The sequence below is a fragment of the Nocardia sp. NPDC057353 genome, from assembly GCF_042667085.1.
Lineage (GTDB): Bacteria > Actinomycetota > Actinomycetes > Mycobacteriales > Mycobacteriaceae > Nocardia.
In genome coordinates this window covers 31,567-44,786 of sequence record NZ_JBHVAK010000007.1, presented here as the reverse complement: position 1 = coordinate 44,786, position 13,220 = coordinate 31,567, and the positions used below count along the sequence as shown (strand labels likewise).

Here is a 13,220-nt window from a genome sequence, read left to right as displayed (position 1 = left end):
CGGGGTCCACCGCGGAGTGTCCTCCGGACGGCTTCCCCGCGGGCACCTGCCCGCCCGCCGCGGCGCTCACGCCCACCCTCCCGACCTGGCGCGGGTGCGGCGGAGCAGCCAGAAGAAGAACGGCCCGCCGACCAGCGAGGTCAGCATGCCCAGCGGCAGGTCGGCATTGTGCACCAGGGTGCGCGCGCCGACGTCGGCCGCGAGCAGCACCACCGCCCCGAACACCGCGCTGAGCGGGATCAGCACCCGGTGCGCGGGCCCGACCAGCATCCGCACCACGTGCGGCACCACCAACCCCACGAACATGATGATCCCGGTGAACGCCACCCCCGCCGTGGCCAGCAGCGCCACCACCGCGATCACGACCGCCCGCAACCGCTCCACATCGACCCCGAGATGCCTGGCCACCGACTCGCCCAGCGCCAGCAGATCCAACCTCCGCGCCACCAGCACCGCCGCCCCCACCCCGACCGTGGTCAGCGTCGCGACGATCCCGACCGCGTCCCAGGTCGCACCGTTCAAACTGCCCAGCTGCCAGAACACGATCTGATCGCGCGCCGCGGGCTGCGCCACGAACAGCAGGAACGCCAGCAGCCCACCGGCGAAGGCATTGATCGCCACCCCGGTCAGCACCAGCGTCACCACCTCGGTGCGCCCACCCGAGCGGGCCAGCAGATACACCAGCATGGTCGTGGCCAACCCCGCCGCGAACGCCGCCGCCGCCACCGACCACGCCGCCACGAACGCCCCACCGACCACGATCACCGTGCCCGCGCCCACCGCCGCGCCCGCCGAGACCCCGATCACCCCCGGCTCGGCCAGCGGATTGGCGAACACCCCCTGCAGCAGCGCGCCCGCCGTGGCGAGCGCGGCACCGACGAACGCCGCCAGCAGCACCCGCGGGAACCGCACCTCCCACAGCGTCACCTCACCGGAGGGGTGCGCGGGCAGTGGACCCCACGCCAGCCCCAGCCGGTGCATGACGCTGCCCGCCACCTCCGCCGGTGTCGTCGGCACCTGGCCGAGCGTCGCCGACAGCAGCGCCAACGCGACCAGCGCGGCCACCGCCACGACCGAGACGACCGCGATCCGCGACACCCCGCGGCTGCGCGGCGCGACCGGGGCGGGGGAGTGCGGCATGAGCGCAGCCGCGCCCGCCGGTGCCTCCGCGTTCACCAGCGGTGGGATGTCGCTGCGCCCCGACACACCGGCCCGTCCGAGCTCATTCGCCGCGGAGGTCACGCCGGGCTCAGCCCCGCCGCGCGCACCGGATTTCGCGGCACCCGGCTCACCCGGGCCGGGCTTCGCGAGCCCGACCCGCGCGTCCGGGACCGAATCCGGGCCGGATTCCCCGCTCATGCGCCGTAGACGGCGTCGCTGAGCGCCGCCACCACCCGGCCCGTGTTGGGGCCGAAGGACAGCAGCACCGCATCCGACATGTCCACGACCCGCCGGTCCCGCCCGGCCGGGGTCTGCGCGATCCCCGGCACCTTCGCCAGCCCGTCCAGCCCGCCGACCGACTCCAGCCCGTCGGTCATCACCAGGATCACGTCCGGCGCGGCATTGATCATCCCCTCGCTGGTGATCGCGGTGAACGGCTCGCTCACCCCCGCCGCGGTCCCCGCGTCCACCCCGCCGACCGCCGCGATCAGCGCGTCCGCCCCCGAACCCGGCCCGGCGATCATCGTGATCGCGGTCGAGCGCAGGTACAGGAACGCGATCCGCAGCGGCGGATCCTGCCGCGGTACCTCCGCGCTCGCGGCCGCGATCTCGTCCCTGGTGCGCTGCGCCAACTGCGCGCCGCGCTCCGCCACCCCGAGCGCCGCGGCGACCGCCTCGATCTGCGGCACCACCCCGTCCATGGTGCGCTGCGGATCGAAGTAGACCACCGCGAGCCCCGCCGCGCGCAGCTGCTCGCGCACCGCGGGCGCGGCGCTGGTGGTGTCGGTCAGGAACACCGTCGGACGCAGCGCCAGAATCGATTCCACGTTCAGCGAGCCGCTGCCGCCGGTCACGTTCGGCACGTCGCGCACCGCCGGGAACGCGGCCGCGGTGCTGCGCCCCACCAGGTTCGCGCCCAACCCGAGCGCCCACACCGTCTGCGCCAGCGTGCCGTACCGGTCCGCGGCCACGATCCGATCCGCCGAGCCGACGGTCACCTCGGTGCCGTCGAAGGAGCGCACCGTCACCGGCAGCACCGGCACCGGCGCCGGGGTGATCGGCACCGGATCCAGATCGGCCAGCGTCGCCGTCGCGGGCCCGCGCTGCCCACCGGCCGCCCCGGCCCCGGAATCCCCGCACGCGGTGAGCCCGGCCGCCGCGAGCACGGCGAGCACCGCCACCACGGCACGAATTCCCCAGGAACGACCACGACCGCGACACCTCATGCCGCCCAGGCTAGCGGTGGGCCCGCCCGCGGTGGGGCGCACGGTCGGTGGCACCCGACACCCGCCACGGCCGCCCGGCGGGCCTGCCGCTCCCAGCCTGCGTCCTCGGCCCGCGGCCACCGCGCCGCTCCCGATGCCGCGCCGACCACCCACCGAACCGGTCACCGCCACTCGCGCCGCGGCCCCTGGCTCACTCGTGCCCGGTCTCCGGGCGCGCGCTCACGTCGTCGAGCGCGGCGGCGATGGCCCGCGGCAACTCCAGCGTCTCGGCCGCCAGCACCCCGGTCAGCTGCCCGATGTCGCGCGCCCCCACGATCATGCTCGACACCCCCGGCCGATCCCGGATCCAGGCCAGCGCCACCGCCAGCGGCGAGGTCCCCAACCCGTCCGCCGCCGTCACCAGCGCGTCCACCACCCGGTTCGCGCGCTCGTCGAGCCGGTGCCTGATCTCCTCCGCGGTCGCCTCGTCCGCGCCGCGCGAATCGGCGGGCACCCCGTCGCGGTACTTGCCGGTCAGGATCCCGCCCGCCAGCGGCGTCGCCGCGATCAACCCGGTGCCGTGATGCCTGGCCGCGGGCAGCAGATCCTCCTCCGCCCCGCGCGCCAGCAGCGAGTACGGGTGCTGCGCGGCCACCACCGGGGTCAGCGCCGCCAGCGACGCCAACTGCCAGGCACTGAAGCCGCGCACCCCCACATACCTGGCCTTGCCCGCCCGCACCGCGTGCTCGAGCGTGCCCGCCACCTCGTCGAGCGGGGTGTAGGGATCCCACTCGCCGACGCTCCACAGATCCAGGTGGTCGGTGCCGAGCTCGCGCAGCGTGCGGTCCAGCTGCGCCAGCAGCCCGCGCCGCGAGGCGTCCACCGCGGGCCGCACCGGCTCCGGCACCGCGGGCCCGTCCTCGGCGGCGCTCACCGGCACCACCCCGGAACAGCCGCTGAGCACCAGGTCGTCACGGTTGACGAGATCACCGAGCAGCTCGGCCAGCACCCGCTGCGCGCCACCGGCCGCATAGGCGGGGGAGGTGTCGACCAGCGTGCCGCCCGCGTCCAGGAACGCCGTCATCTGCACCGCCGCCTCGTCGGCGCCGGTACGGTCACCCCAGGTGTGGGTGGCCAGGCCCATCCGGGACACCCGCAGCCCGCTGCGGCCTGCCGTCCGCTGTTCCATTACCGCGTCCACGCTTCCGTCACGGCGCCAAGCCTAAGCCGTCACCGCCGCCGCGGCGCCGACCCCGCACCGCACCGTCCCACACAGTGCCGCGGCGGCCCCCGCACCGGCGCCCCCGCGCGGCCTGTACTGTCGCTGCGTGCTCACGGCGGGCCGGGGAGACCGAATGTCGGTCCGGACCGGATATTTCGGACAGCAGCGGCCCGCGGGCCGCGAGCCGGGCGGCCTCCACCGCCCGCGCACTAGGCTGGCCCCATGACGGTCATCCTGCTGCGCCACGGTGTCTCCACCTCCAACACCGCGCGCACGCTCGCCGGACGCAGCACCGGCGTCGAACTCACCGACCGCGGCGCCGAACAGGCCGCCGCGATCGCCGACCGGCTCGGCGCGCTCCCCATCCGGCACATCGCGCACTCCCCGCTGCTGCGCTGCCAGCGCACCGTCGGCCCGCTCGCCGCCCGCCTCGGACTCGAACCCGAGTACGACGACCGGCTGCTCGAGGTCGACTACGGCGACTGGACCGGCCGCCCGATCAGCGAACTGCTCGAGGAGCCGCTCTGGTCGGTGGTCCAGCGCCACGCCTCCGGCGCCGTCTTCCCCAACGGGGAGGGCCTGGCCGACGTGCAGCGCCGCGCCGTCACCGCCATCCGCGACATCGACCGCCGCCTCGCCGACGGCAACGACGGCACCGACGTGCTCTGGGTCGCCTGCACCCACGGCGACGTCATCAAATCCGTGCTCGCCGACGCGCTCGGCATCCACCTCGACGGATTCCAGCGCATCGTGGTCGAACCGGCCTCGATCAGCGTCGTCCGCTACACCCCGCACGCCCCCTACGTGTGGCGGCTCAACGACACCGGCACCGACCTCTCCGCGCTCGCCACCGCACCGTCCGGGGCGGGCAAGTCCGCGGCCCCCGCGCCCGGCCCGGTCCCCGGCGGCGAGGTGACGCCGGACCCGGTCGCGGATAATGGGAATGCGGAGCGCCGCGATCCGTTGTAGAGACGTCACACGGGGCATCCGGCACGCCCCGGCATCCGAAAGGACGCCACGCCGGGGAAAACCGATGAGGGTCAGGGTTCGAGGAGGGTGCAGATGGCACGAGCAATCCACGTATTTCGCACCCCCGATCGCTTCGTCGCCGGAACCGTCGGTGAACCGGGCGATCGCGCGTTCTATCTCCAGGCCGTGCAGGAGCCGAGGGTCGTCAGCGTCCTGCTGGAGAAGCAGCAGGTGAAGGTGCTCGCCGACCGGATGGGGCTGCTGCTGGACGAGGTCGCGCGCCGCTTCGGCGCCGAGGTGCCGCCGCAGGCCGAGGCCGTCGGGGACACCGACCCGCTGGTCACCCCCGTCGACGCCGAGTTCCGGGTCGGCACCATGGGGTTGGGCTGGGACGCCGACGCGGGCGCCGTCGTCGTCGAGCTGCTCGCCATCACCGAGACCGAGGTCGACGAATCGGTCGTGCTCGACGACACCGAGGAGGGCCCCGACGCCGTCCGGGTCTTCCTCACCCCCGTCCAGGCCCGCGAATTCGCGCTGCGCTCCACCAAGGTCATCGCCGCGGGCCGCCCACCCTGCCCGCTCTGCGGCGAACCGCTCTCCCCGGGCGGGCACATGTGCGTGCGCACCAACGGCTACAAGCGCGGCGACATCTTCGGCGCCGCCGACCTGGACGAGGAGTAACCCGTGCCCGGCGGCGACGACCCGCTGTTCCGGGACGGGGAGCTGGCGGTGCTCGGCCGGATCAGCACCGCCTCCAACCTCACCCTGGTCTGCGACATCGCCACCGCCGACCCCGACACCCCGCTGCGCGTTGTCTACAAACCGGTCCGCGGCGAACGCCCGCTCTGGGACTTCCCCGACGGCACCCTCGCTGGCCGCGAAGTCGCCACCTACCGCGTCGCCAGGGCACTCGGCTGGCACACCGTCCCCGAGACCATCCTGCGCGACGGCCCCTTCGGGCCCGGCATGGTGCAGCGCTGGATCGACACCACCGACCACGCCGACACCCTCGACCTCGTCGACCTCACCCCCGCGGGCGTCGTCCCCGACGGCTTCCGCGAAGTCCTGCGCGCCGTCGACCCCAGCGGCACCGAGGTCTCGCTCGTGCACTCCGAGGACAGCAGGCTGCGCCGCCTCGCCGTCCTCGACGTCATCGTCAACAACGCCGACCGCAAAGGCGGCCACGCCCTACAGGGCACCGACGGCACCGTCTACGGCGTCGACCACGGCATCTGCCTGCACACCGAGAACAAACTCCGCACCGTGCTGTGGGGGTGGGCGGGCGAACCCGTCCCCGACGACCTGATCCCCGACATCACCGGGCTGATCAAGGAACTCGGCGGCGAACTCGCCGACGACCTCGCCACCCACCTCACCGACCCCGAGATCACCGCGCTCACCGACCGCGCCCGCCGGTTGCTCGACGACCCCGTCATGCCGCACCCCGACACCGCGCGCCCCATACCCTGGCCCGCCTTCTGACCCCGACCACCCGCCCCACCCCGCACCGGTGACCGGCGAATCTGCCGGACGCCAACTGTTGACTTCACCTCCCCGCCGCCCCGCCGCAGGTCGCCCCACCCGCACCGGGTGCGGCGAGTGTGCCGGGAAGCGGGGCGCGGCACCGAGACCCCGCCCACACCTCTACCCTCGAACCATGCAGTCCTGGTCCGATACCCCCATCCCCACCGTTGCCGGAACAGGGCCGCCGCTGCGGCTGTTCGACACCGCCGACCGCGCCGTCCGCCCCGTCACCCCCGGCGCCACCGCCGGCCTCTACGTCTGCGGGATCACCCCCTACGACGCCACCCACCTCGGCCACGCCGCCACCTACCTGACCTTCGACCTGGTCAACCGGCTCTGGCGGGACGCAGGCCACGACGTGCACTACGTGCAGAACATCACCGACGTCGACGACCCGCTCTTCGAACGCGCCGCCCGCGACGGCATCGACTGGCGCGACCTCGGCACCCGCGAGATCGAGCTCTTCCGCGAGGACATGGCCGCCCTGCGCGTCCTGCCCCCGCGCGACTACATCGGCGCCGTCGAATCCGTCGACGAAGTGATCGAACTCGTCGGCAAACTGCTCGCCTCCGGCGCCGCCTACACCGTCGAGGACACCGAACACCCCGACATCTACTTCCGCGCCGACGCCACCGAACAATTCGGCTACGAATCCGGCTACGACCGGCCCACCATGGAACAACTCTTCGCCGAACGCGGCGGCGACCCCGACCGCCCGGGCAAACACGACTCCATCGACCCACTGCTCTGGCGCGCCGCCCGCGACGGCGAACCCTCCTGGCCCGCCCCCTTCGGCCCCGGCCGCCCCGGCTGGCACATCGAGTGTACGGCGATCGCCCTGAACCGACTCGGCCCCGAGTTCGACGTCCAGGGCGGCGGCTCCGACCTCATCTACCCGCACCACGAATACTCCGTCGCACACGGCGAAGCCCTCGGCGCGGGCCGCCGCTTCGCCCGCCACTACGTACACACCGGCCTCATCGGCCTCGACGGCGAGAAGATGTCCAAATCCCGCGGCAACCTCGTCTTCGTCTCCACCCTGCGCCGCGCGGGCACCGACCCCGCCGCCCTGCGCCTCGGCCTCTTCGCGGGCCACTACCGCCAGGACCGCATGTGGACCGACGCGGTCCTGAGAACCGCCGAAGAACGCCTCGCCCGCTGGCGCGAAGCGACCGCCCTGGACGCGGGCCCTGCCGCCGAGGACACCGTCGCCCGCCTGCGCCAACACCTCGCCGACGACCTCGACACCCCCAAGGCGCTCGCCGCCGTCGATGAATGGGCCCGCCAAGCGCTCGCCTACGGCGGTGCCGACCGCGACGCGCCCGGCACCATCCGCACCGCCGTCGACGCCCTGCTCGGCATCGCGCTCTAACCCGCCAGGTGGCGGGCGAACCAGTCCTGCGTCCGCTGCCAGGCATCCGCCGCCGCCACCGCGCTGTAGCGTGCCCCGGTGTCGTTGAAGAAGGCATGGTCCGCGTCCGGCTCGGTCACCAGCTCGTGCACCAGCCCGGCCCGCTCCAGCGCCGCCCGCGCCACCGGCTCGGTCGCGTTCACCCGCGCGTCCCGCTCCCCGTAGAACCCCAGCACCGCCGTCCCCCGCGACCCCGCGAAATCCGGGTTCTCCGGCGCAGGCCCGTAGAACGGCACCGCCGCCGCCAACTCCGGCGCCCCCGCCGCCAGCAGCCGCCACACCAGCCCGCCACCCAGACAGAACCCGACCGCCGCCACCTTCCGCCCCGGCACCCGCGACCGCAGCTCCCCAATCCCGGACCGCAGATCGGCCACGAACCGCTCCGGCGCCATCGCGCCCAGCGCCGCCGTGACAGCCGCCGGATCCGCGAACGCCCCGGTCCCGCCCACCCCGGAGAGCAGATCGATCGCCAGCGCCGAATACCCGATCCCGGCGAACCGGCCCGCCACCGACCTCGCCCAGTCGGTCAGCCCCTTGTTCTCGTGCACCACGAGCACCCCGCCGCGCCCACCCCGAGCAGCGCCAGCCGCCGCATCGCCTCGCGCCGCGACAGCAACCCGTCGACGTGGTCGGTGGCGATCTCTTCGGCGATGTACCGCTGCACGGGCGTCATCCGCCGAGTATGCCCCCGCACCCCGCCACCGGGCTGACCCGAAACGTCACGAAAGCGGACACCCGACCGACATGTCCACGCCGTTCGCCGATCCCGGCCCTCTCACCTGCCCGGAGCAGCCCGGCCCATGCGGTACTGTTCGGCCTCACTCCCGTCCCAGCGAGCAGATCGGCGACCCCATGTCCCGCGTGGTCACCAAGGACCAGTACTTCGACATCGCCCTCGAGGTCCTCGCCGAACTCGGCTTCAAGGGCCTCAACATCGGCGTCCTCTGCCGCCGCCTCGGCGTCACCTCCGGCTCCTTCTACCACCACTTCGGCAGCTGGCAGGGGTTCGTCGACCTACTCCTCGAGACCTGGGAACAACGCCAGGTCCGCATCCTGCGCGCCCGCAACTTCGGCCGCAGCACCCCCGACGACGACGTCCGCGCCCTCTCCGACCTCGCCTGCGGCCTCAACCACCGCGCCGAAGCCGCCATCCGCGCCTGGGCCGCCAACGACGAATCCGTCGCCGTCGCGCTCAAACGCGTCGACGAATCCCGCCGCCGCACCGTCCAGAAGGCCATCGACGGCATCGTGCACGACCCCGACATCGCGGGCGTCCTCACCGCGCTCGGCATGTCCACCCTCATCGGCTACCAGCAGATCGCCCCCGGCGCCGAAGAACCCAGCCTCGACCGGCTGCTCACCGAATTCGCCAGGCTCATCTACTCGCACCGCCGCTCACCCCAGTAACTCGTCGACGAAACACCACCGCCACGCCTCGCCCGGCTCCACACTCCGCATCACCGGGTGCCCCTCCGCCGCATAGTGCTTCGACGCGTGATTGCCCACCGACGAATCACAGCACCCCACATTCCCGCAGGCCAGACACATCCGCAGGTGCACCCAGGTCAGCCCCTCCGCGAGACACGCCGCGCACCCGTCCACCGAATCCGGCACCCGCACCAGCGGCGCCGCCCGCAGATGCGCACAGCTCTCCGCCCGCTCCGGCGCCGTCAACGGCTCCGGCTCCGCCACCTCCGCCTCGTCGAACCGATCGATGATCGACTCCTCCAGATCCAACCGCGCCATCACCGCCTGCAGGATCTCGTAATCCAGCGCGCCCTCGTCCCGCGCCCGCAGCACCGTCTCCCGCTCCGCCGCCAACATCGCCAACCGCAACCGCCGATACTCCGCCGTCGGCGTCGCCGACTCCGACTCCGCCCGCCCCAACCGCTCCCACGCCGCGTTCGTCCGGAACGTCAACCGCTCCCGCAACGCCCGCACCACCTCCTCCGGCGTCTCCGGCGTCACCCGCCGCTCCAACTCCGCCGACCCCGCCGCCGCCGCCCGCTGCAACAGATTCGCCTTCTGCAGCGCGTCCTCCGCCCGGCTCGGCCCCCGCAACTTCAACGCCCGCACCACCGGCGCCAACGTCGACCCCTGCACCAGCAGCGTCCCCGCCACCACCAGCAGCGCCAACAATTTCAACACCGCCAACTGCGGCGTCTCTTCCGGCAGCAACAGCACCGCCGCCACCGTCACCACCCCGCGCATCCCCGCCCACGACACCACCAACCCCTCGCGCAGCGACTCCTCACCCCGCCCGCGCCTGCGGTTCAACCACGCCCACGGCAGCACGAACAGCGGCCGCGCCAACATCGCCGCCACCGGCACCGCGATCGCCGCCGCCACCAGCGTCCGACCATCCAACCCCGACGCCAGCGCGTCCTCCACGATGTGGCGCACCTGCAACCCGATCACCAGGAACACCGAACTCTCCAGGATGAACTGCACCGTCCGCCAGTTCGTGCGCTCCGCGATCCGCGACGCCGCGCTCTGCCAGCGCGGCGCACCGTGCCCCAGAATCATCCCGCACACCACCACCGCGATCACCCCCGACGCGTGCACCTGCTCCGCGGGCAGGTACGCCGCGAACGGCGCCAGGAACGACAGCGTCGTATCCAACACCGGATCGGTGATCCGGCGCCGCAGCATCGCCAACACCCCCGCCACCGCCACCCCCACCAGCACACCGCCACCGGCCGCCAGCACGAAATCCCCGCCCGCCTGCCACACCGACACCGAACCCGCCGACGCCGCGATCGCCGTCCGCAACGCCACCAGCGCCGTCGCGTCGTTGAACAGCGACTCGTCCTCCAGGATCGTCACGATCCGCCGCGGCATCCCGATCCGGCGCGCCACCGCCGTCGCCGCCACCGCATCCGGCGGGGCCACCACCGCGCCCAGCGCCACCGCCACCGCGAACGGCACCGGAAGCAGCAGCCACACCACCCCGGCCACCACGAAGGTGGAGAACAGCACCAGCACCACCGACAGCAGCGCGATCGTCGCCGCGTTCTTCCGGAAATCCAGCAGGGACGTCCGGATCGCCGCCGTGTACAGCAGTGGGGGGAGCAGGCCGAGCAGGACCACCTCCGGGTCCAGGTCCACCTGCGGGACGAACGGCAGATACGAGGCGGCGACACCCGCCACCGTCAGCACCAGGGGCTCCGACAGGCCCGCGCGGCGCGCCAACGCCGCCAGCGCCACCGCCGCCGCTACCAGCACCACCAAACCGACAGCAACATGCACCGTGGCATTGTGTCACCCCCTGGGGAAAGGGGGAGGTCGACGGGGCTCCGCCCCGAAACCCCGCCCTCCGGGGGAGGGAGAGCGCGGCCTGTGCAGGGGCGCACATCGTCACCCCGCTCGGACGGGCAACAGACTGTGCTCAGCAGGACGGGCGTCGCGCCGGGCGACGACGCCCCGACCCCGGTGCGGGTGCAATCCGCACCGGGGTCGGGGGGGGAGGGGTCAGCCGGGGATGGCGGCTTCCTCCGGGCGCTCGGCGGGTGACGGGGCGGTGGGGGACGGGGCCACGGTGACCCAGGTGCCGTTCACGGCGGCATTGCCGGTGAAGGGATCCGTCGCCTTCGGGTCGTGCAGCAGGTTGACGTTCGCGCCGGGCAGACCGGCCGCCACCGTCCACCCCACACCGGGCTCCCGATGCCCCCACCCGTGCGGAATCGCCACCGTCCCCGGCCGGATCTCGTCACTCACCTCCACCGGCACCTCGATCGCCCCCACCCGCGACGACACCAGCGCCGGATCACCAGCGGCCAACCCGCGCCGCCCCGCATCCTCCGGATGCATGAGCACCGTGCACCGCGCCTTCCCCTTCACCATCGACGGCAGGTTGTGCAACCACGAATTGTTGCTCCGCAGATGCCGCCGCCCGATCAACCGCAGATCGAACCCGTCCGACGGCGCCGTCACCGCCGCACCACGCCCCGCCTCCGCGATCAACGCCCGCGCACCCTCCAGCAACCGCCCCGGCGCCAGATGCACCTTCCGATCCCGCGTCGCGATCAGCTTCGGCAACCGCGGCCGCAGCGGCCCCAGATCGATCCCACCCGCCGTCTTCCGCAACTTCGACACCGTCACCCCACCCGGCCCCCGGCGCAACACCCCGTACGGCCCCACCGCGACCCCCGCCGCCGACAACCGCAGCGGACTCAACCGATCCAACACCGCCGTCACCGCGCGCCCGGTCACCGCCCGCACCGGCAGCGGCAGGATCTCCGCCACCAGCCGCGCCAGAATCTGCCAATCCTCCAACCCGTCCGCCGCGGGCTCGAACACCCGCGGATTGAACCGCAGATTGTTCCGCACACTGAACATCGTCAACAGGATGTCCATGTCCTCGCGCTCCAGCGGCGAGATCGGCGGCAGGATCAGATCCGCGTGCCGCGTCGTCTCCGTGATGTACATGTCCACCGCGACGTAGAAATCCAGCCCCGCCAGCGCCTCGTCCAACCGGCCACCCTGCGGCGTCGACAACACCGGATTCCCGGCATAGGTCACCATCGCCCGGATCCGCCCCGGCCCCTCGTCCAGCATCTCGTCCGCCAGCACCGCCACCGGCAACTCCGACCGGAACGACTTGAACCGCCCCGACCGATCCGTCCACTTCCCGTACCCCGCCAGCGGCACCCGCCGCACCATCCGCGCCGCATCCACCGCGGGCGTCGTGAACATCTGCCCACCGGCCCGATCCAGATTCCCCGTCACCGCGTTGATCACATTGATCAACCAGTGCGTCAGCGTGCCCGTCACCTGATGACACACCCCGATCCGCCCGTACATCACCGCCGACGGCGCCGCCGCGTGCTCCCGCGCCAACCGCCGGATCACCTCCGCCTCCACCCCGGCCAGGGGAGCGGCCCACTCCGGCGTCGCCTCCGCCACCAGCGCCCGCAGCTCCTCGAACCCGGTCGTCCGCGCCCGCAGCGCGGCCCCGTCCACCAGCCCCTCACCCACCAGCACGTGCAACATGCCCAGCAACAGGTACGCGTCCCCACCCGGCGCCACCGCCACGTGCTCGTCCGCCAGCTTCACCGTCTCGGTCCGCCGCGGATCGATCACCACCACCGTGCCGCCCCGCTTGCGCACCTCCTTGATCCGATCCCGCGCGCCCGGCATCGTCGTCACCGACCCGTTCGACACCGCCGGATTCGCACCCAGGATCACCAACCGGTGCGTCCGATCGATATCGGCCACCGGCATCAGCACATTCGACCCGAACATCTGCCACGCCGCGAACTCCTGCGGGAACTGATCGATCGACGACGCCGTGAAGAAATTGTTCGTCCCCAGCACCGAGCGCAGCATCCCGCCGTAGATCACCGACGAACTGTGCGCCGCCGGATTCCCCAGGTACATGCCGACCGCGTGCGCGCCGTGCTCCGCCCGCACCTCCCGGAGCCTGCGCCCCGCCTCCGCGATCGCCTCGTCCCAGCCGATCGGCACGAACTCCGTACCGACCCGCTTCATCGGCGTCCGCAGCCGATCCGGATCGTGGTGCAGCCCGCCCATGGCCGTCGCCTTCGGGCAGATATAGCCCTTGGACAGGACATCGTCGGGATTACCCTCGATCCTGGTCACCGTCAGCTCCTCGACGGTCACCAGGATTCCGCAATGGGCCTCGCACAGCGTGCACTGCCGGGCAACGGTGGTCGCGTTCATAAAGATTCGTCACCTTCTGCCGAACTTTTCGACCAGGTTACCCGCG

Annotated in this window: 10 protein-coding genes and 1 pseudogene; 5 read left to right on the top strand and 6 right to left on the bottom strand. The window is 72.9% G+C overall.

The genetic code is table 11. From position 1 onward, the window contains the following. Nucleotides 1-66: 66 nt before the first annotated feature. The 3 genes from ACFUUZ_RS05210 to ACFUUZ_RS05200 all read right to left on the bottom strand — a co-directional run bounded on the left by ACFUUZ_RS05210 (nt 67) and on the right by ACFUUZ_RS05200 (nt 3,555). On the bottom strand, nt 67-1,140 hold the full coding sequence (locus ACFUUZ_RS05210) for a FecCD family ABC transporter permease (RefSeq protein ID WP_378692906.1): 1,074 nt from the start codon (nt 1,138-1,140) through the stop codon (nt 67-69). 215 nt (nt 1,141-1,355) lie between these two features. Continuing rightward, entirely contained in the window at nt 1,356-2,387 is a 1,032-nt protein-coding gene (locus ACFUUZ_RS05205) for a hemin ABC transporter substrate-binding protein (RefSeq protein WP_378692716.1), read from the bottom strand. 190 nt (nt 2,388-2,577) lie between these two features. Beyond that, nucleotides 2,578-3,555, bottom strand: a complete 978-nt coding sequence (locus ACFUUZ_RS05200) for an aldo/keto reductase (protein WP_378692715.1) — start codon at nt 3,553-3,555, stop codon at nt 2,578-2,580. Nucleotides 3,556-3,810: 255 nt separating this feature from the next. Here ACFUUZ_RS05200 and ACFUUZ_RS05195 point away from each other — a divergent pair, with 255 nt between their 5' ends. The 4 genes from ACFUUZ_RS05195 to mshC all read left to right on the top strand — a co-directional run bounded on the left by ACFUUZ_RS05195 (nt 3,811) and on the right by mshC (nt 7,453). After that, entirely contained in the window at nt 3,811-4,557 is a 747-nt protein-coding gene (locus tag ACFUUZ_RS05195; RefSeq protein ID WP_378692713.1) for a histidine phosphatase family protein, read from the top strand. A 93-nt stretch (nt 4,558-4,650) separates the two neighbouring features. Beyond that, complete coding sequence (locus ACFUUZ_RS05190; RefSeq protein ID WP_378692711.1) at nt 4,651-5,238, top strand: DUF3090 domain-containing protein; 588 nt, start codon at nt 4,651-4,653, stop codon at nt 5,236-5,238. A 3-nt stretch (nt 5,239-5,241) separates the two neighbouring features. Further along, nucleotides 5,242-6,039 (top strand): SCO1664 family protein, encoded by a 798-nt coding sequence (locus tag ACFUUZ_RS05185; protein WP_378692710.1) that lies wholly within the window; start codon nt 5,242-5,244, stop codon nt 6,037-6,039. Nucleotides 6,040-6,214: 175 nt separating this feature from the next. Next, nucleotides 6,215-7,453 (top strand): cysteine--1-D-myo-inosityl 2-amino-2-deoxy-alpha-D-glucopyranoside ligase, encoded by a 1,239-nt coding sequence (gene mshC, locus ACFUUZ_RS05180; RefSeq protein ID WP_378692708.1) that lies wholly within the window; start codon nt 6,215-6,217, stop codon nt 7,451-7,453. Here the strand turns inward: mshC and ACFUUZ_RS05175 are convergent. Next, nucleotides 7,450-8,165, bottom strand: a pseudogene (locus ACFUUZ_RS05175) (dienelactone hydrolase family protein). The gene mshC and the pseudogene ACFUUZ_RS05175 overlap by 4 nt on opposite strands. Before the next feature lie 179 nt (nt 8,166-8,344). Here ACFUUZ_RS05175 and ACFUUZ_RS05170 point away from each other — a divergent pair. After that, entirely contained in the window at nt 8,345-8,899 is a 555-nt protein-coding gene (locus tag ACFUUZ_RS05170; RefSeq protein ID WP_378692706.1) for a TetR/AcrR family transcriptional regulator, read from the top strand. Here ACFUUZ_RS05170 and ACFUUZ_RS05165 read toward each other — a convergent pair. Together ACFUUZ_RS05165 and ACFUUZ_RS05160 are read right to left on the bottom strand one after the other, a co-directional pair. Continuing rightward, on the bottom strand, nt 8,888-10,741 hold the full coding sequence (locus ACFUUZ_RS05165) for a Na+/H+ antiporter (RefSeq protein WP_378692704.1): 1,854 nt from the start codon (nt 10,739-10,741) through the stop codon (nt 8,888-8,890). The genes ACFUUZ_RS05170 and ACFUUZ_RS05165 overlap by 12 nt on opposite strands. A 222-nt stretch (nt 10,742-10,963) precedes the next feature. Then, nucleotides 10,964-13,174 (bottom strand): molybdopterin oxidoreductase family protein, encoded by a 2,211-nt coding sequence (locus tag ACFUUZ_RS05160; protein WP_378692703.1) that lies wholly within the window; start codon nt 13,172-13,174, stop codon nt 10,964-10,966. Nucleotides 13,175-13,220: the final 46 nt, after the last annotated feature.

Coding starts and splice junctions, on each gene's coding strand:
- mshC (WP_378692708.1), top strand. CDS start 6,215: ATGCAGTCCTGGTCCGATACCCCCATCCCCACCGTTGCCGGAACAGGG.
- ACFUUZ_RS05205 (WP_378692716.1), bottom strand. CDS start 2,387: ATGAGGTGTCGCGGTCGTGGTCGTTCCTGGGGAATTCGTGCCGTGGTG.
- ACFUUZ_RS05200 (WP_378692715.1), bottom strand. CDS start 3,555: ATGGAACAGCGGACGGCAGGCCGCAGCGGGCTGCGGGTGTCCCGGATG.
- ACFUUZ_RS05170 (WP_378692706.1), top strand. CDS start 8,345: ATGTCCCGCGTGGTCACCAAGGACCAGTACTTCGACATCGCCCTCGAG.
- ACFUUZ_RS05190 (WP_378692711.1), top strand. CDS start 4,651: ATGGCACGAGCAATCCACGTATTTCGCACCCCCGATCGCTTCGTCGCC.
- ACFUUZ_RS05160 (WP_378692703.1), bottom strand. CDS start 13,174: ATGAACGCGACCACCGTTGCCCGGCAGTGCACGCTGTGCGAGGCCCAT.
- ACFUUZ_RS05210 (WP_378692906.1), bottom strand. CDS start 1,140: ATGCCGCACTCCCCCGCCCCGGTCGCGCCGCGCAGCCGCGGGGTGTCG.
- ACFUUZ_RS05195 (WP_378692713.1), top strand. CDS start 3,811: ATGACGGTCATCCTGCTGCGCCACGGTGTCTCCACCTCCAACACCGCG.